The sequence below is a fragment of the Methylobacterium terricola genome (genome assembly GCF_006151805.1).
GTDB lineage: Bacteria > Pseudomonadota > Alphaproteobacteria > Rhizobiales > Beijerinckiaceae > Methylobacterium > Methylobacterium terricola.
The window spans coordinates 107,725-122,964 of record NZ_VDDA01000018.1 but is presented as its reverse complement, the minus strand read 5'-3'; the positions used below and the strand labels follow the sequence as shown (position 1 = coordinate 122,964).

Here is a 15,240-nt window from a genome sequence, read left to right as displayed (position 1 = left end):
ATAGCGGTCGAGGACGAGCCCGCCATCGGCCTCGCTCGACGGGTGGCGCCAGCCGGCGACGTGGTGGCCGGTGGCGTAGAAGAAGGCGCCGAGGCGCATCGTGGCTGTCGTCATCGCTCGCTCAGGGTAGGGAGACCGGTGCTGTCAGATCTAGCGCCCCGCGCGCGCTTTCGCCCGTCACCCCCGGGCAGCGGCGTCGAGCCCCCGGCCGAGATCCCCGAGCAGGTCCGCCTCCGCCTCCAGACCGACCGAGAGCCGCACCAGCCCGTCGCCGACGCCGGCGCGCTGCCGCGCCTCAGGGTCCATGGCGGCATGGGTCATGGTGACCGGATGGGCGATCAGGCTCTCGACCCCGCCGAGGGATTCGGCGAGGCTGAACACCGTGAGCGCCCCGACGAGGCGGCGCACCGCCTCGCGCCCGCCGGCGAGCTCGGCGCTCAGCATCGCGCCGAAGCCGCTCTGCTGCGCCTTCGCGACGGCGTGGCCCGGATGGCCGGGCAGCCCCGGATAATAGACCCGGGCGACGGCCGGATGCGCGTCGAGGAAGGCCGCCACCGCGGCGGCATTCCGCTCCTGGCGCTCGATGCGGGCAAACAGCGTGCGCACGCCGCGCAGGGTCAGGTAGGCGTCGAAGGGCGAGCCGGTGACCCCGACGGTGTTCGCCCAGGCGGCGAGTTCGTCGCCGAGCGTCGCATCCGCGGCGATCACCGCGCCGCCGATCACGTCGGAATGGCCGTTGAGGAACTTGGTGGTCGAGTGGACGACGAGGTCGGCCCCGAGCGCCAGCGGCCGTTGCAGGGCCGGCGACAGGAAGGTGTTGTCGACCACGAACAGGGCGCCGGCCGCCTTCGCCAGGGACGCCGTGCGGCGGATGTCGGTGATCCGCATCAGGGGGTTGCTCGGGGTCTCGGTCAGCACGATCCGGGCGCCCTCGCCGAGCGCGCGCGACAGGGCCGCCTCGTCGGTCTGGTCGACGAAGGCGACGCGGTAATGACCCCGCGCGGCCCGCATCGAGAGCAGCCGGTGGGTGCCGCCGTAACAATCGTGCGGCGCCACCAGGAGGTCGCCGGGGCGCAACGGGGACAGGGCGAGGTCGAGCGCCGCCATGCCGCTCGACACGACGATGGCCCGCGCACCGCCCTCCAGCTTCGCCAGCGTGTCGGCGAGCTGGTCGCGGGTCGGGTTGCCGAGGCGGGCGTAATCGTAGGCCCGCGCCGTCTCGAACTCGGCGAAGGTGTAGGTCGTCGAGAGGTAGAGCGGCGGCGTCACTGCGCCGAAGGCCGTGTCCGTCCCGATCCCGTTCGCCGCCGCGATCGTCTCCGCGCGCCTCTGCTCGTCCGCCACCGTCGTTCTCCCGTGCCGCGCGCGGGCCGACCCCGCCGATGTCGTTCTTTATGAAGAACGAAGCGGGCGATCAACGAAAAATCGTTCGACGTGGCGGATGGCGCGCTATTTCAGCCCGAATCCGCGGCGCGCGAGGATCCCGCGCAGGCGGTCGCGGCCGCTCAACGACTCGGGTCCGCGCACCCGGTCGAGGGCCGCCCCGCTCCAGCCGACTTCCGGCATCCGCTGCCCGGCCTGGAACTCGGCCATCGCCGCGTCGTAGGCGGCGATGGCGCCGGTCGCTGGCGTCGAATCGTAGCGTCCGCGATGCAGCACCACGCCTTGGGGAAGGCGCGGCTTGACCGCGGCCGGGCGCGCCGGATCGGGCCAGCCGACGCAGAGACCGAACACCGCCACCACGTTGGGCGGCAGGCCGAGCAGCTCGGCCACCGCCTCCGGGTCGTTGCGCAGGGCGCCGATATAGACCGTGCCGAGGCCGAGCGATTCGAGCGCCACCGTGGCGTTCTGGGCGGCGAGCGCCGCATCGACGACGCCGACGATCAGCGTCTCCAGGTAGTCGAGCCCGTCGGTGGGCCGGTCCCGCTCGCGGCCGAGCGCCTCGAGCCGCGACAGGTCGGCGAGCCAGACCAGCACCAGCGGCGCCTCGACGACGTGGCGCTGCCCGCGCGCCACCTCGGACAGCCGGCGCTTGGCCTCCGGATCCTCGACCGCCACGACGCTCCAGGTCTGGAGGTTCGACGAACTCGGCGCCGATTGCGCCGCGGCGACCAGGGTCTCCAAAATTCCGGCGGGAAGCGGATCGGGCCGGAACGCCCGCACGGTGCGGTGGGCGAGCAAAGCCGCGACGACGTCGTTCCAGGGACCGTCGGCGACGGCGCCGGCGGTCTCGGCGCCGTAGCGCGCCTTCAGGGCGTCCTGCCGTCCGTTCCCGCTCATCCGCGCCTCACCGTCTCGATCCCGTCGCGATGCGGCGGAGTAGTACACGGTTTTCATTGACTAACCAGGGCGGCGGTCCCAGATCCGGTCTGCGCGGCCCGCAGGGCCGCGCGACAGCAGGAGCCCGACATGGCGCATCCCCGCAGGCTTCATCTCGGCGCCTTCATGCGCCCGGTCGGCATCCACACCGCCTGGTGGCGCTATCCCGGCGGCCTGCCGGACGCCAATTTCAACATCCGCCACCTCGCCCGCTTCGCGCAGGAGCTGGAGGCGGCGAAGTTCGATGCCTTCTTCATGGCCGACCACCTGGCGGTGCTGAACATGCCGGTGGAGGCGCTCAAGCGCTCGGCGACCGTCACGTCGTTCGATCCCGCCACGCTCCTGCCGGCGCTCGCCATGGTGACCGAGCGGATCGGGCTCGTCGCCACGGCCTCGACCACCTACGACCAGCCGTTCCACGTCGCCCGGCGCTTCGCCTCCCTCGATCATCTGAGCGGCGGCCGCGCCGGCTGGAACGTGGTCACGACCTCGAACCCGGATGCGGCGAAGAATTTCGGGCTCGAGCACCATCCCGAGCACGCCGACCGCTACGACCGTGCCCGCGAATTCGTCGAGGTGGTGAAGGGCCTGTGGGATTCCTTCTCCGACGACGCCTTCCTGCGCGACGTCGAGAGCGGGATCTTCTTCGATCCCGAGCGGATGCACGTGCTCGACCATCAGGGCCCGCACCTCTCGGTGCGCGGGCCGCTCAACGTCGCCCGGCCGGTCCAGGGCTGGCCGGTGATCGTCCAGGCCGGCGCCTCCGACGCCGGCCGCCAGCTCGCCGCCGAGACCGCCGAGGTGATCTTCGGCGCGGCCGCGAGCCTTGAGGACGGGCGCCGCTTCGCCCAGGACGTGCGCGGGCGCATGGTCGCCGTCGGGCGCGACCCCGACGACCTCAAGATCCTGCCGGCCTGCTTCGTGGTGGTCGGCGACACGCTCGAGGAGGCGCGGGCGCGGCGGGCCCATCTCGACGGGCTGGTGCACGAGGCGAGCGCCGTCGCGGCCCTGTCGATCGCCCTCGGCGTCGATGCGAGCGCCTTCGACCCCGACGGGCCGCTGCCGGAGATCCCGGAGACCAACCAGTCGAAGACCGGGCGCGAGCGGGCGATCACATTGGCGCGCCGGGAGAACCTGACCGTCCGGCAGCTGGCTCAGCGCCTCGGCGGCTATGCCGGGCTCGCGATGGTCGGTACGCCGGCCACCATCGCCGACGAGATGCAGGCCTGGCTGGAGGCCGGTGCCAGCGACGGCTTCAACATCATGGTCTCGGACCTGCCGCAGGGGCTGGAGGACTTCACCCGCAAGGTGGTGCCGGAATTGCAGGCCCGCGGCCTGTTCCGCCGGGACTACGAGGGCACGACGTTGCGCGACCATCTCGGCCTGAAACGGCCGGAGAACCGGTTCTTCGCGTGACAGGGAGCTGGCGCCCCTACTTCATGCTGAACACCTGCACCATCGCCGGGGTGAGGATCACCACGAACAGCACCGGCAGGAAGAACAGGATCATCGGCACGGTGAGCTTCGGCGGCAGGGCGGCGGCCTTCTTCTCGGCCTCGGTCATGCGCTGGTCGCGGCTCTCCTGGGCCAGCACCCGCAGGGCCTGGCCGACCGGGGTGCCGTAGCGCTCGGCCTGGATCAGCGCCGTGGTGACGTTCTTTACCGATTCGAGGCCGGTGCGGTTGGCGAGGTTCTCGTAGGCGACGCGCCGGTCGGTGAGGTAGGAGAGCTCGGCGGTGGTCAGCGCCATCTCCTCGGCCAGCATCATGCACTGGTTGGCGATCTCGACGCCGACGCGCCGGAACGCCGCTTCGATCGCCATGCCGGACTCGACGCAGATCAGCAGCAGGTCGAGCGTGTCCGGCCAGTTGCGCTGGATCACCGCCTGGCGCTTCGAGGTCTGGTTGCGCAGGAACAGTTCCGGCGCCTTGATCCCCAGATAGGTCGCCACCACCACGAGGCCGAAGCGGATGATCGCCGGCTGGTCCAGGACCTCCAGCACGAACAGGTAGAACCCCGCCAGCACGAAGAACGCGATCGGCATCACCAGGCGGAAGAACAGGAAGGCGATCTCGGCCTGCTGGCCGCGATAGCCGGCCATCATCAGCTTGTTCTTGGCGTCTTCGGTGCCGAGCCAGTTGTCGAGGCGCAGGCGGTCGACCACGCGCTTCATGTAGGCCTTGGGTTCCTGGCGCAAGGACGCCTTCTGGTTCATCCGTTCGCGCTCGCGCACCCGGATGCGGTCGCGTTCCTTGCCGACGCCCTTCAGGCGGGCGTCAAGCCGGTCGGGCTCGAGGAACGGCTGAGCCAGGGTGAACACCGTGGCCGCCGCCGCCACCGCGGTCAGCACCGCGCCAACGAAGTACGGGTCGAGGAGCTGATAGAGGAAAGACACGGGCCGCCTCCTGAGCAGCGTGCGGCGGCGCGACCGGGCGCCGGCCCGATCAGATGTCGAAACGGATCATCCGGCTCATCACCACCACGCCGAGGATCATCCATACGGCGGAGCCGGCGAGCGCGATGTGGCCGATCGTGGTGGTCCAGAGCAGCGAGATGTAGTCGGGGCTGGTGAGGTAGGCGAGCGAGGCGACCACGAAGGGCAGGGAGGCGATGATCGCCGCCGAGGCCTTGGCCTCCATGCTCATCGCCTTGACCTTCTCGGCCATCTTGCGCCGGTCGCGCAGCACCCGCGACAGATTGCCGAGCGCCTCCGAGAGGTTGCCGCCGGCCTTCTGCTGGATGCCGATCACGATGGCGAAGAAGTTCGCCTCCGGCACCGGCATCCGCTCGTAGAGGCGCGTCACCGCATCCGGCAGCGAGATGCCGAGGGCCTGGGCCTCGACGAGGGCCCGGAACTCGCTCTTGACCGGCTCCTGCGCCTCGCGGGCGATGATGCGCAGGCAGTCGCCGACCGGGAGGCCCGAGCGGATGCCGCGCACGATCACGTCCATGGCGTTGGGCAGTTCGAGGATGAAGCGGGTCATCCGCCGCTGGCGCAGGTAGCCGAGCAGCCACCGCGGCAGGCCGAGCCCCACCGCGAAGGCGACGCCGAGCGCCATCAGCATGTCGTTGCTCAGGAGCAGCCCGAGCAGGCCCGCCGCCAGGCCGCCCGCCGCGCTGAACAGGTAGAACTGGCTCTTGCTGATGGAGAGGCCGGCCTGGGTCAGCCTGAGCTCGAGGCTGATGCGCGACTTCTTCTCCTTGTCCTCGATCTCCTTGAGGCTCTTTGCCACCTGATCGCGGCGGCTCACCGCCTGGACGCGCTCGGCGGCCTGGCGCTGGCCGAGCAGCGCCTGCTGGCGCTTGGCGGCCCGGGCCTCGCTCGGGAGCAGCGGCACGACGACGGCCGAGGCGATCGCCACGGCGCTCACCGCGAGCAGTCCCGCCGCGAGCGCGGCGTTGAGGTCGATCATGGCCGCCTCCCCGGGCAGGCGCGCCTTCCCCGGCAGGCGGCAGGCCCGAGGCCGGCGGGGCTCACGCGGTCTCCTCCACCTTGGCCTCGGCGGCGTCGAGGGCGGCGGCGAGCGCCCGGTCCTCGCCGTAGTAGCGGGCCCGGTCCCAGAACCGCGGCCGGCCGATCCCGGTCGAGCGGTGGCGGCCGATCAGCTTGCCGTTCACGTCCTCGCCGACGATGTCGTAGATGAACAGGTCCTGGGTGATGATGACGTCGCCCTCCATCCCCATCACCTCGGTGATATGGGTGATGCGGCGCGAGCCGTCGCGCAGGCGGGCGGCCTGGACGATGACGTCGATCGAGCCGGAGATCATCTCGCGCAGGGTCTTGGCCGGCAGGCTGAAGCCGCCCATCGCGATCATCGACTCGATGCGGCCCAGGCACTCGCGCGGCGAGTTGGCGTGCAGCGTCCCCATCGAGCCGTCATGGCCGGTATTCATCGCCTGGAGGAGGTCGAAGGCCTCCGGTCCGCGCACCTCGCCGACGATGATCCGCTCGGGCCGCATGCGCAGGCAGTTCTTGATCAGGTCGCGCATCGTGACCTGGCCCTGGCCCTCAAGGTTCGGCGGCCGCGTCTCCAGGCGCACCACGTGCGGCTGCTGCAATTGCAGCTCGGCCGCGTCCTCGCAGGTGATGATGCGCTCGTCGTCGTCGATGTAGCGGGTGAGGCAGTTGAGCAGCGTGGTCTTGCCCGAGCCTGTGCCGCCCGACACCACCACGTTGCAGCGCACCCGCCCGATGATCTGGAGGATCTTGGCGCCCTCGGGCGAGATCGAGCCGAAGCGCACGAGCTGGTCGAGGGTGAGCTTGTCCTTCTTGAACTTGCGGATGGTGAGGGCCGGTCCGTCGATGGCGAGCGGCGGCGCGATCACGTTGACGCGCGAGCCGTCCGGCAGCCGGGCGTCGCAGATCGGCGAGGATTCGTCGACCCGGCGGCCGACCTGGCTGACGATCCGCTGGCAGATGTTCATCAGCTGCTGGTTGTCGCGGAAGCGCACGTTGGTCAGCTGGATCTTGCCGCCGACCTCGATGTAGGTCCGGTTGGCCCCGTTCACCATCACGTCGGCGATGTCGTCGCGGGCGAGCAGCGGCTCGAGCGGGCCGTAGCCGAGCACGTCGTTGCAGATGTCGTCGAGCAGCTCCTCCTGCTCGGCGATCGACATCACGACGTTCTTGAGGCCGATGATCTCGATGACGATGTCGCGGATCTCCTCCCGCGCCGCATCCGGCTCGAGCCGGGCGAGCTGCGTCAGGTCGATCGCCTCGATCAGGGCGCCGAAGATCATGCTCTTCGTGCGGTAATACTCGTCCGAGCGGGGGGCCTCGAGGGGCGCGGCCGGGGCCTCGCGAACCGGGCTCGGGGGGGGCTCCGCCCGCTTCCCGTCCTGCAGGACCGGGGCGACTGCCTCGGGGATCGCCGGCGCGGGGCTGGCGGGACGCGCGGCCGGCATCTTCTGCGCCGCCGCTCCGGGTCTCCTGCCGAACATGGGATCAGCGCCCTCTATGGGGAAACGATGTCGCGGGGCGAGGCGGAACGGGACCGGCTCACGATGCCTTGCGGCGGGCGATCCGGGCCAGGAGCGGCTCGAGCAGCTTGGCCCGGCCGCGGCGGGTCTCGGCCCGGCCGGTCAGGGTCCCGGCGAGCTCGTTCAGGATCTCGGTGACCTTGGCGCCGGGCTGCACCTCGGCCAGCATCTGGCCGTTATTGGCCGCGGTGCCGAACAGGGCGGGCTCGAACGGCACCGTCGCGGCGACCGGCGCGTCGAGGGCCTTGGCGAATTCCGCCACGGCGATCTCCGGGCGCTTGGGCATCCCGACCCCGTTGAGGACGAGGCGGGGCATCCGGTCGTGCGGCCGGGCCTGCCGCAGCACCTCGAACAGGTTGCGGGCGTTGCGCAGCGAGGCGAGGTCGGGGGCGGCCACCACCACGATCTCGTCGGCGCCGATCAGCTGGCGCCGGCACCAGGCCGACCAGGCATGCGGCACGTCCAGCACGATGCAGGGCACGCTCGACCGCAGCACGTCGATCACCGCGTCGAAGGCGCTCTCGGCGAAGTCGGTCGGCCGGTCGAGGGTCGCGGGCGCGGCGAGCAGGCTCAGGTTGTCGGTGCATTTCGATAGGAGCCGGTCGACGAAGTTCGCGTCGACCCGCTCGGGCGCGAACACCGCCTCGGCCACACCCTGCGGCGGATCCTGGTTGAAGTTGAGCCCGGCGGTGCCGAAGGCGATGTCGAGGTCGGCGATCACCGTGGCGGCGCCGAAGTCGCGGGCGACCGACCAGGCGAGGTTGTGGGCGAGCGTCGAGGCGCCGACGCCGCCCTTGGCGCCGACCACCGCGATGGTCCGGCCGAGGGGCTCGGCGGCGGGATCGCTGAACAGCTCGGAGATCGCCGCGATTACCGCGACGGGATCGATCGGCGCGATCAGGTATTCGCTGACGCCGCGGCGGATGAAGTCGCGATAGAGCACGACGTCGTTGACGTGGCCGACGACCACGACCTTGGTGCCGGAATCGCAGACCTCCGCCAGGCTGTCGAGCGCGGCGAGCGGGCTGCCCTTGGCGGCGCCGATCTCCACCATGATGACGTTCGGGGTCGGCGCGTTGCGGTAGGCCTCGACGGCGGCGGCCGCGCCGCCCATCTGGACGCGGGTATGCGCCTTCTGCATCCGCCGGTCGCCGGACGCCGCTTCGATCACCGCGGCGATCTCGGCGCTCTCGCAGAAGGCCTGCACGGTGATGCGCGGGATCGGGGGGATCACCTTGCCCGAGGCGTCGCCCGGCTCAGACATCGCTCCCTCCTCGCCGCAGGGCGAAGGCTCCACGGCCGGACCGGACCCGGGCGGCGCCGGCGCGCCTCGCCGCGGGTGCGGCGGCGACAATCGTCCGGCGCATCCTCATCACTGTGCCACCTGGTTCTTCACACTCGCGCGACCATCCTGCTTCCAAGTGGTTGACGGATCCTTTCCGGTGCGCAGGTCGATCAGGTTCTGGGTCCGGGTCACGGTGTCGATGCGGCCCTCCTGGCGGCCGCGCACGAGGTCCACCGGATCGGCGATCTGGCTTGCGACGTTGGATTGCGTGGCGCAGCCGAGATTCCAGTACGGCTCGTTGCGGGTATTGAACCCCGCATTCGACGACCCGAGATCCTGCGGCCACAATCCGCAGGCCCCCGCCACCTTCGCCTGCATGCGCTGGAAGCTCAGGCGCACCGGCGCGCTGACCGCGACGTTGGCGACCGGGTAGGGCGCAATCACGATCTCCCGCGGGCCGACCCCCCGGGCCGCCGCCCGCTGGCGCAGCCGCTCGAGGGTGCGCTCCACCGCGCCGCCCGGCACCTGCGAGCCGCGCGGCACCTCCAGCACCAGCACGCCGCGGCCATAGCGACGGTACTCGGTGAGGAAGCCGTCGACGTCGTCGGCTTGGCGCGGGTCGATATGGCCGGTCCCGGTGATGAAGACGTCGAGGTTGCGCGGCGAATCCGTCAGGACGATCGGGTGCCGCTCGGGGACCGTCATCGGGTAGGTCGAGCCCGTGGTCACCGGGCCCTTCGAGGCGCAGGCGGTCAGGCCGGCGGAGGCCGCGAGGATCGTCAGGCGGAGGGCCGGGCGAAAGGTACGGATCATGGGGGCGGGGTCTCGACGCGGGGGCTCGGCGGGCTTGTCTCGGGGAGGGTCCGGGGCTCAGTCGGTGATGAAGCCGACCCGGCCGCGATAGCCCGAGCCGAGGGGGGCGGCGCCGACGATGCCGTAGAGCCGGTTGAAGCGCCCGAGCAGGACCGACTGGCTGTCGCTGACTTCGGTGAAGCCGTCGTCAGGCTTCCTGACCTGGCTCTGCTCCATCGGCTTGGCGATGTAGGGCGTGACCATGATCATCAGCTCCGTCTCCTGGCGCTGGTAGTCGCGGGAGCGGAACAGGGTGCCGAGGATCGGCAGGTTCAGCATGCCCGGCAGGCCGCTGATCGCCTGTCGGTTGCGCTGCTGGATCAGACCGGCGATCATCATCGTGGCGCCCGAGGGCAGCTCGATCGTCGTCTCGGACTTGCGCACCGTCAGGCCCGGCACCGAGATCGTGTTGTTGCCGTTCGAGACCGGGATCGCCCCTTGGGGATCGAGCTCGGTGACGTTGGTGCCGATCCGGATCGAGATCCGGTTCTCGGACTGGACGACGGGCGTGAAGTTCAGCGCCACGCCGTAGGGCTTGTACTCGATGCCGACCGAGCAGTTCGAGGCGCTCGAGGCCACCACCGCCGAGCAACTCTGGCTGGTTGGGACCGGGATCTCGCCGCCGGCGGTGAAGTTCGCCGCCTCGCCGGAGATCGCCGTCAGGGTCGGCTCGGCCAGGATCCGCGACACGCCCGCTTGCTCGAAGGCGCGCAACGTCGCCTGCAAGGAGAATCCGCCGGCGCTGATCTTGCCCGAGATGTCGTTGCCGGCCGGGAACGAGCCGCCGGTCAGCGGGAACGGCACGCCGTTGACGAAGTTCATCGCGCTCCAGTTGGCGTTCAGGTTGACGCCGAACTGCTTGAGCACCTGGCGCGACACCTCCACCACGGTGACGCGCAGCATCACCTGATCCTTGCCGCGGATCGTCAGGTTGTTGATGACCGCGCCGCGGCCGCCAGCGGCGGCACCCCCGACGCCCACGAAGGCGTTGGCGATGTCGACCGCCTGCTGCGCCTCGGCGCTGGAATTGACCGTGCCGGTCAGCAGCACCGAATCGCCCGCCGGGCGCACGTCGAACCGCGCCCCCGGGATGCTGCCGGCGAGGGTCTGGCGCAGCACGTTGAGGTCGCGCCCCACCGTGACGTCGAGGGCGGCGATCTGGCGGCCCTCGCCGTCCATCACGAAGATCGAGGTGGCGCCGTTCTCGATGCCGATGACGAACACCTTGCGGGTCGAGCGCACCACGGCGTTCGCCACCTTCGGGTTGGCGACGAACACCTCCTTGGCGTCCCGCGGCAGGTCGATCACCAGGGAGCGGCCCATGGTGAGGTCGATGCGGCGCGACACGTCGGCCTCGTTGGGGCCGACATTCACCACCGGCGCCGGCACGATGGCGCCGCGCATGCCCGGCAAGCCCTGGGCGCCGGCGGGCCCGGCGGAGAGGGCCGGGGCGAGGAGCGCTGCCGCCCCGGCGGCGAGGAGGGTGCGGCGGAGCGCCGGCAAGGTCGCGGACATCGTCATGGAACGGGGGCTCGCAGGGCGGGGACCGGTCGCGCGCCCTGGGGCGGGCACGTGCGCGCGCATCGACGGGGCCTGTCTCATCATCGGCGGGGCATCTGCTTGGCGACGCCGTAGCGCACGACCGTGACGCTGCCGTCGGCCTGCGGCTCCGCGGCCGCCTGCGGGGCGGTCTGGCCGGCATCGGCGAGGCTGCGCAGGGCGAGGGAGAGCTGGCCGACCTTCTGGGCCAGGGTCACGGCCTCGGCCTGGGCGGGGGTGAGTTCGAGGGTCGCCGTGTCGCCGGTCACCACCCGCTCGCCGTTGCGTTCCTGCACGGTCTGGCCCACGGCGAGCACCCGGATGTTGCTCAGGATGGTCTCGGCGGTCTGCACGTCGCCGGATCCGGCGCGCGAGGCATCCTCGTCGCGGGCGGTGCGCAGGACGTCGACCCGGTCGTTCGGCAGGATGAAGCCGCCGGCGGTGTTGCTGCCGCGGGCGTCGATCGAGATCGCGACGGCGCGCATGCCGGAGGGCAGGATCGCCGACAGGAAGCCGCTGCCATTGGCCTTGATCAGCTTCTCGCGCCGGATCGGCTCGCCGGAGAGGAACGGGTTGCGGACGATCGAGCCGACGGTGTCCTCGAGCGCCGTCGGTGCCGTGGCGCGCTGCAGGAACCCGTCGCCCGCCGCGGTCCTCGGCCAGATCTGCCAGCGCAGGTCCGGCGCCTTCAGGGTCTGACCCATCGGCAGCTCGGCGGCGGCGACCAGCACCTCGACCGTCTCGATGACCGGGGCCGGCGCGGCGACCGGCTCGACCGCCGGCGGCGGCGGCGGCGGCTCGCGGCCGCTCATCACGATGAAGGCGCCCGCGCCTGTCACGACGGCGACGCTGATCAGGAGCAAGCGCGAAGACTTCATGGAGCGCCAACGAGAGGACGAATCGGGGGACGGGCGATGCCGCCCTCCTTCACCGAATTCAGCAGGCAATCCTCAAATTAAGGTTAACCGTCCTTAGGGTTAACAAGCCACGGCAGCCGGTCGGGGGAGTGCCCGCGCGTCGACCGCGCCTCTCGCGACGCCGGTTCGTCGGCGCGCGGGCGCGGTCGGGGACAGCGACAGGAGGGGAAGCCGGGAGAGACGCGACCCTGGACGGGCGCGATTGCCGGCCGGCATCCCCCGGGGGGGTTTTCAGCCCTGCAGCACCATCCGCCACAGGGGCGCCGACGGGCAGGTGACGAGGGCGGAGGCCGAGAGGGCGACGCCGTAGGGCGTGCCGACCTTCGCGTCGTGCAGGTGAACCGCGAAGGGGAGGCCCAGGGCGAAGCCGGGGAGGGGATAGCTGCGCATATACAGGATGGCGAGGGCCAGCGCGCCGCCGAGCACCGAGAAGTTCACGACATAGTCCGGCAGGGCGTCGAACCCGAGCCAGAGGGCGGTCGCGGCCGCGAGCTTGACGTCGCCGGCGCCGGTCACGCCCGCGCAATAGAGGGCAAAGCCAATCGCGAAGACCAGCGCGCAGGCGCCGGCATGGCTGCCGAGCTCCGGCCAGCCGAGGCCCGCCGTCCATGCGAGCAGCACGAATGCGCCGACCAGGATCACGCTGACCCGGTTGGGGATCTTCATCGTGAGCACGTCCTTGCTGGCCGCGTAGGCCATCAGGAAGGGAAACACGACGAGGAGGCAGAGGCTGGCCATGCGGACTCGCGGCAGGAAGAGGACGCGATCGTCGAGCGCGGCGGCAGGATCGGCCGCTGCGCGTTCGCGCTCCGGGCAAGGCCGGAACAGGGACCCGCGGCGTGTCACGCAGCGGCCGGCTGACGAGGACGGGCCTTCCCGGTCGCCGGGGACGCGCCGACCCGCCGGGTGCGGGTCGGCTCCGTCGTCCTCAGCCGTTCTTCAGGTTGCCGGCAATCGAGTTGAACTGCAGCGACAGGTTGTTGCCGACCGTGCGGGCCGCAACGATCACCGCGAGGGCGATCAGGGTCGCGATCAGGCCGTACTCGATCGCGGTCGCGCCGGACTCGTCGCTGACGAAACGCTTCAGCTTGGTGATCATCACTCTAGTTCCCGCCTGATTGAGCTCGATGAGTCCGCCGACAATCGACTGGCGCCGACCGGGACTGACGACAACCTAGGCCCGGCCTCGTTGAAGTTGAGTTAAAGCGATCGCGGATCCAGGGCCTCCGGTGCGTGATTCCGCACTTGGTTAACGATCGGTCGCCCGAAATGGCGCTTCGCCTGTCCCTCGGTCAGATCGGTGCGCGGACGCCGTCGGGCGACGCCTCTGGGCTTAGCGGTTTGTCAACCGTCAGACGCTTGACTGTCACGTGCCCGCGCCGCGTTCGAAAGACCTCCCCGCCGATGACCCCGCTCCGCCCGAGCCACACGCGTCCGAGCCTCTCGCGCCGGAAGTTCCCTTGCGGGACCGGTCTTCGCGCCCTCGCCGTCGCCCTTGTTCTGGTTCCGGCCGCCGCCGCGCGGGCGAGTGAGCAGGCCACCGTGACGGTGACCGTCGACAACGCCAAGGTGATCCGCCTGCCCGAGCGCACCGCCACGGTGATCGTCGGCAACCCGATCATCGCCGACGTGTCGCTGCAGCGGAACGGCATCGTGGTTCTGACCGGCAAGAGCTTCGGCAGCACCAACCTCATCGCTCTCGACGCCGCCGGGACGATGCTGGCCGAATCGGCGATCAGCGTGCGGGCCGGCAGCCCGTCGGTGGTGACGGTCCAGCGTGGGCTCGAGCGCGAATCGTATTCCTGCACGCCCGCCTGCCAGCCGGCGATGCAGCTCGGCGACGCGCAGCGCTATTTCTCGGAGGTGAGCGGGCAGACCGGCCAGCGCAACTCCCTGGCGACGGCGGGGGCCGGCGCCGGCAGCGGTCCCGCCGCACGCTGATCGCTCGCGGATTGCTGCAACCGATCCGAAACCCTTCGTTGCGTATCCAGCATCGACGGCCGCGCAACGATCGGGATCGCGCCATGCTCCGCCCTTGCTCGACCCATCGTGGTCCGCCCGATGCCCGCGGGGCCTTGCGGGCGCGGATTGCCGGCTTCGCGTCCGGCCGCGACGGGGCGACCGCGGTGGAATTCGCCCTGGTCGGTCTGCCGTTCCTCTGCCTCGTGGCGGCGATCATCGAGACCGCGCTGGCGTTCTTCGCCGGCCAGGTCCTCGACAACGCGGTGTCGAGTGCCTCGCGCCAGCTCTATACTGGACAGTTCCAGGCCGCGCGGGCCTCAGATCCGCCCCCGCCCGCCGGCAAGTCCTCGCAGGACGTTGCGCTGCAGAAGTTCAAGGAGGGCCTGTGCAACGGCCGGGTGACGATCTTCTCGTGCAGCGCCCTCAAGATCGACGTGCTGGCGATGTCGGACAGCGCCGATTTCACGCCGCCGAGCCCGATCGATGCGGGCTCGCGATCCTGGCGCAGCTCTCCCACGGTGTTCGGCACGCAATATCAGAATCCGGGCTCGAACCAGATCGTCATCGTCCAGGCGGCGGTGGAATTTCCGGTCTTCTTCGGCTTTCTCAACCCCAACACCCTGGCGAACGGCAAGCGAGTGCTCCAGAGCACCGTCGCCTTCCGCACGGAGCCGTTCCAATGAGCCCGCGGTCGGCACGAGGCGCGGGGCGCCGGGCCATCTCACGCGTGTCGCGCGCGCTTCCGGGCGTCCTGCGCGGGCTCCTGCGCTTCGGGCGCGCGCAGGACGGCATCGCGGCGGTCGAGTTCGCGATGGTGTTGCCGCTCCTGCTGCTGCTCTATCTCGGCACCACCGACCTCGCCGGCTACATCAGCAACTTCCGCAAGGTGACGCTCGCGGCCCGCACCGTCGCCGACCTCGTCGCGCGGGAGGGCGGCACGATCTCCAGCAGTCAGTTCGCCACGATCGTGAAGGCCGGACGGGCGGTGCTCGCCCCCTATGACGGCGCCACGGCGCGGATCGCCGGCAAGGCGATCGGCGTCTACGATGCGGGCGGCAGCGCCCGGGTCTGCTCCTATGCGGTGGATGCCGGCAATGCCGGCGCGGCGGCCCCGATCGGACCGACCGCCGTGCCGCCGGTCCCGGAGGCGTTCAAGAAGGCGGGGGTCCGCTATGTCGTCGTCGAGCTGACGATGACCTACAAGCCGCTGTTCGGCGCGCAGCTCGCCAACAAGTTCAACCTCAGCACGATCACCGAAACGATCGTCTGGCCGGTGCGCAACGGCAAGGTCTACAACGTCTCGGTGACGAGCAACCCGGAGATCGTGCTGCCGACGGTCGTCGACTCGCGCAACGGCGGCGCCTGCCCGAGCTCCTGATCGCGCCT

15 protein-coding genes are annotated in these 15,240 nt (G+C 70.8%); 4 read left to right on the top strand and 11 right to left on the bottom strand.

Annotation, left to right across the window (positions count from 1 at the left end; translation table 11 throughout):
* Positions 1 to 177: 177 nt before the first annotated feature.
* Both metB and FF100_RS27360 read right to left on the bottom strand, forming a co-directional pair.
* A complete protein-coding gene (gene metB, locus FF100_RS27365; protein WP_139038927.1) occupies positions 178 to 1,344 on the bottom strand; it encodes a cystathionine gamma-synthase in 1,167 nt (388 codons plus the stop codon).
* Positions 1,345 to 1,449: 105 nt separating this feature from the next.
* Entirely contained in the window at positions 1,450 to 2,280 is an 831-nt protein-coding gene (locus tag FF100_RS27360) for an NADPH-dependent oxidoreductase (protein ID WP_139038926.1), read from the bottom strand.
* A gap of 129 nt (positions 2,281 to 2,409) precedes the next feature.
* Between FF100_RS27360 and FF100_RS27355 the strand changes: the two genes are divergently transcribed.
* Positions 2,410 to 3,735 carry an LLM class flavin-dependent oxidoreductase gene (locus FF100_RS27355; protein ID WP_139038925.1) on the top strand — a complete coding sequence of 442 codons (1,326 nt, stop codon included), beginning with the start codon at positions 2,410 to 2,412 and terminating at the stop codon, positions 3,733 to 3,735.
* 16 nt (positions 3,736 to 3,751) lie between these two features.
* On the opposite strand, the gene FF100_RS27350 is transcribed toward FF100_RS27355, so the two are convergent.
* From FF100_RS27350 to FF100_RS27310, 9 genes are all read right to left on the bottom strand, one after another.
* Positions 3,752 to 4,714 carry a type II secretion system F family protein gene (locus tag FF100_RS27350; protein ID WP_139038924.1) on the bottom strand — a complete coding sequence of 321 codons (963 nt, stop codon included), beginning with the start codon at positions 4,712 to 4,714 and terminating at the stop codon, positions 3,752 to 3,754.
* Between the two features lie 49 nt (positions 4,715 to 4,763).
* Positions 4,764 to 5,732 (bottom strand): type II secretion system F family protein, encoded by a 969-nt coding sequence (locus FF100_RS27345; protein WP_139038923.1) that lies wholly within the window; start codon positions 5,730 to 5,732, stop codon positions 4,764 to 4,766.
* 61 nt (positions 5,733 to 5,793) lie between these two features.
* Positions 5,794 to 7,260, bottom strand: a complete 1,467-nt coding sequence (locus FF100_RS27340) for a TadA family conjugal transfer-associated ATPase (RefSeq protein WP_139038922.1) — start codon at positions 7,258 to 7,260, stop codon at positions 5,794 to 5,796.
* 58 nt (positions 7,261 to 7,318) lie between these two features.
* Positions 7,319 to 8,563, bottom strand: coding sequence for a CpaE/TadZ family protein (locus tag FF100_RS27335; protein WP_139038921.1), 1,245 nt, complete (start codon positions 8,561 to 8,563; stop codon positions 7,319 to 7,321).
* Between the two features lie 108 nt (positions 8,564 to 8,671).
* Positions 8,672 to 9,397 (bottom strand): CpaD family pilus assembly protein, encoded by a 726-nt coding sequence (locus FF100_RS27330; protein WP_139038920.1) that lies wholly within the window; start codon positions 9,395 to 9,397, stop codon positions 8,672 to 8,674.
* A 57-nt stretch (positions 9,398 to 9,454) separates the two neighbouring features.
* Complete coding sequence (locus FF100_RS27325) at positions 9,455 to 10,951, bottom strand: type II and III secretion system protein family protein (protein WP_139038932.1); 1,497 nt, start codon at positions 10,949 to 10,951, stop codon at positions 9,455 to 9,457.
* 86 nt (positions 10,952 to 11,037) lie between these two features.
* Complete coding sequence (cpaB, locus tag FF100_RS27320) at positions 11,038 to 11,853, bottom strand: Flp pilus assembly protein CpaB (RefSeq protein WP_139038919.1); 816 nt, start codon at positions 11,851 to 11,853, stop codon at positions 11,038 to 11,040.
* Positions 11,854 to 12,123: 270 nt separating this feature from the next.
* Complete coding sequence (locus FF100_RS27315) at positions 12,124 to 12,630, bottom strand: A24 family peptidase (RefSeq protein ID WP_139038918.1); 507 nt, start codon at positions 12,628 to 12,630, stop codon at positions 12,124 to 12,126.
* 190 nt (positions 12,631 to 12,820) lie between these two features.
* Positions 12,821 to 12,991 carry a Flp family type IVb pilin gene (locus tag FF100_RS27310; protein WP_139038917.1) on the bottom strand — a complete coding sequence of 57 codons (171 nt, stop codon included), beginning with the start codon at positions 12,989 to 12,991 and terminating at the stop codon, positions 12,821 to 12,823.
* A gap of 305 nt (positions 12,992 to 13,296) precedes the next feature.
* Here FF100_RS27310 and FF100_RS27305 point away from each other — a divergent pair, with 305 nt between their 5' ends.
* From FF100_RS27305 to FF100_RS27295, 3 genes are all read left to right on the top strand, one after another.
* Positions 13,297 to 13,833 (top strand): pilus assembly protein N-terminal domain-containing protein, encoded by a 537-nt coding sequence (locus FF100_RS27305; RefSeq protein WP_139038916.1) that lies wholly within the window; start codon positions 13,297 to 13,299, stop codon positions 13,831 to 13,833.
* A gap of 83 nt (positions 13,834 to 13,916) precedes the next feature.
* Positions 13,917 to 14,537: a TadE/TadG family type IV pilus assembly protein gene (locus tag FF100_RS27300; protein WP_139038915.1), complete on the top strand. Its 621-nt coding sequence runs from the start codon at positions 13,917 to 13,919 to the stop codon at positions 14,535 to 14,537.
* Positions 14,538 to 14,581: 44 nt separating this feature from the next.
* Positions 14,582 to 15,232 (top strand): TadE/TadG family type IV pilus assembly protein, encoded by a 651-nt coding sequence (locus FF100_RS27295; protein WP_246102414.1) that lies wholly within the window; start codon positions 14,582 to 14,584, stop codon positions 15,230 to 15,232.
* Positions 15,233 to 15,240 lie beyond the last annotated feature (8 nt).

What these genes read in the sequence shown, in the direction of transcription:
- FF100_RS27360 (WP_139038926.1), bottom strand. Translation starts at nt 2,280, where the DNA reads ATGAGCGGGAACGGACGGCAGGACGCCCTGAAGGCGCGCTACGGCGCC.
- FF100_RS27355 (WP_139038925.1), top strand. Translation starts at nt 2,410, where the DNA reads ATGGCGCATCCCCGCAGGCTTCATCTCGGCGCCTTCATGCGCCCGGTC.
- FF100_RS27345 (WP_139038923.1), bottom strand. Translation starts at nt 5,732, where the DNA reads ATGATCGACCTCAACGCCGCGCTCGCGGCGGGACTGCTCGCGGTGAGC.
- FF100_RS27340 (WP_139038922.1), bottom strand. Translation starts at nt 7,260, where the DNA reads ATGTTCGGCAGGAGACCCGGAGCGGCGGCGCAGAAGATGCCGGCCGCG.
- FF100_RS27335 (WP_139038921.1), bottom strand. Translation starts at nt 8,563, where the DNA reads ATGTCTGAGCCGGGCGACGCCTCGGGCAAGGTGATCCCCCCGATCCCG.
- FF100_RS27330 (WP_139038920.1), bottom strand. Translation starts at nt 9,397, where the DNA reads ATGATCCGTACCTTTCGCCCGGCCCTCCGCCTGACGATCCTCGCGGCC.
- FF100_RS27325 (WP_139038932.1), bottom strand. Translation starts at nt 10,951, where the DNA reads ATGTCCGCGACCTTGCCGGCGCTCCGCCGCACCCTCCTCGCCGCCGGG.
- cpaB (WP_139038919.1), bottom strand. Translation starts at nt 11,853, where the DNA reads ATGAAGTCTTCGCGCTTGCTCCTGATCAGCGTCGCCGTCGTGACAGGC.
- FF100_RS27315 (WP_139038918.1), bottom strand. Translation starts at nt 12,630, where the DNA reads ATGGCCAGCCTCTGCCTCCTCGTCGTGTTTCCCTTCCTGATGGCCTAC.
- FF100_RS27310 (WP_139038917.1), bottom strand. Translation starts at nt 12,991, where the DNA reads ATGATCACCAAGCTGAAGCGTTTCGTCAGCGACGAGTCCGGCGCGACC.
- FF100_RS27305 (WP_139038916.1), top strand. Translation starts at nt 13,297, where the DNA reads ATGACCCCGCTCCGCCCGAGCCACACGCGTCCGAGCCTCTCGCGCCGG.
- FF100_RS27300 (WP_139038915.1), top strand. Translation starts at nt 13,917, where the DNA reads ATGCTCCGCCCTTGCTCGACCCATCGTGGTCCGCCCGATGCCCGCGGG.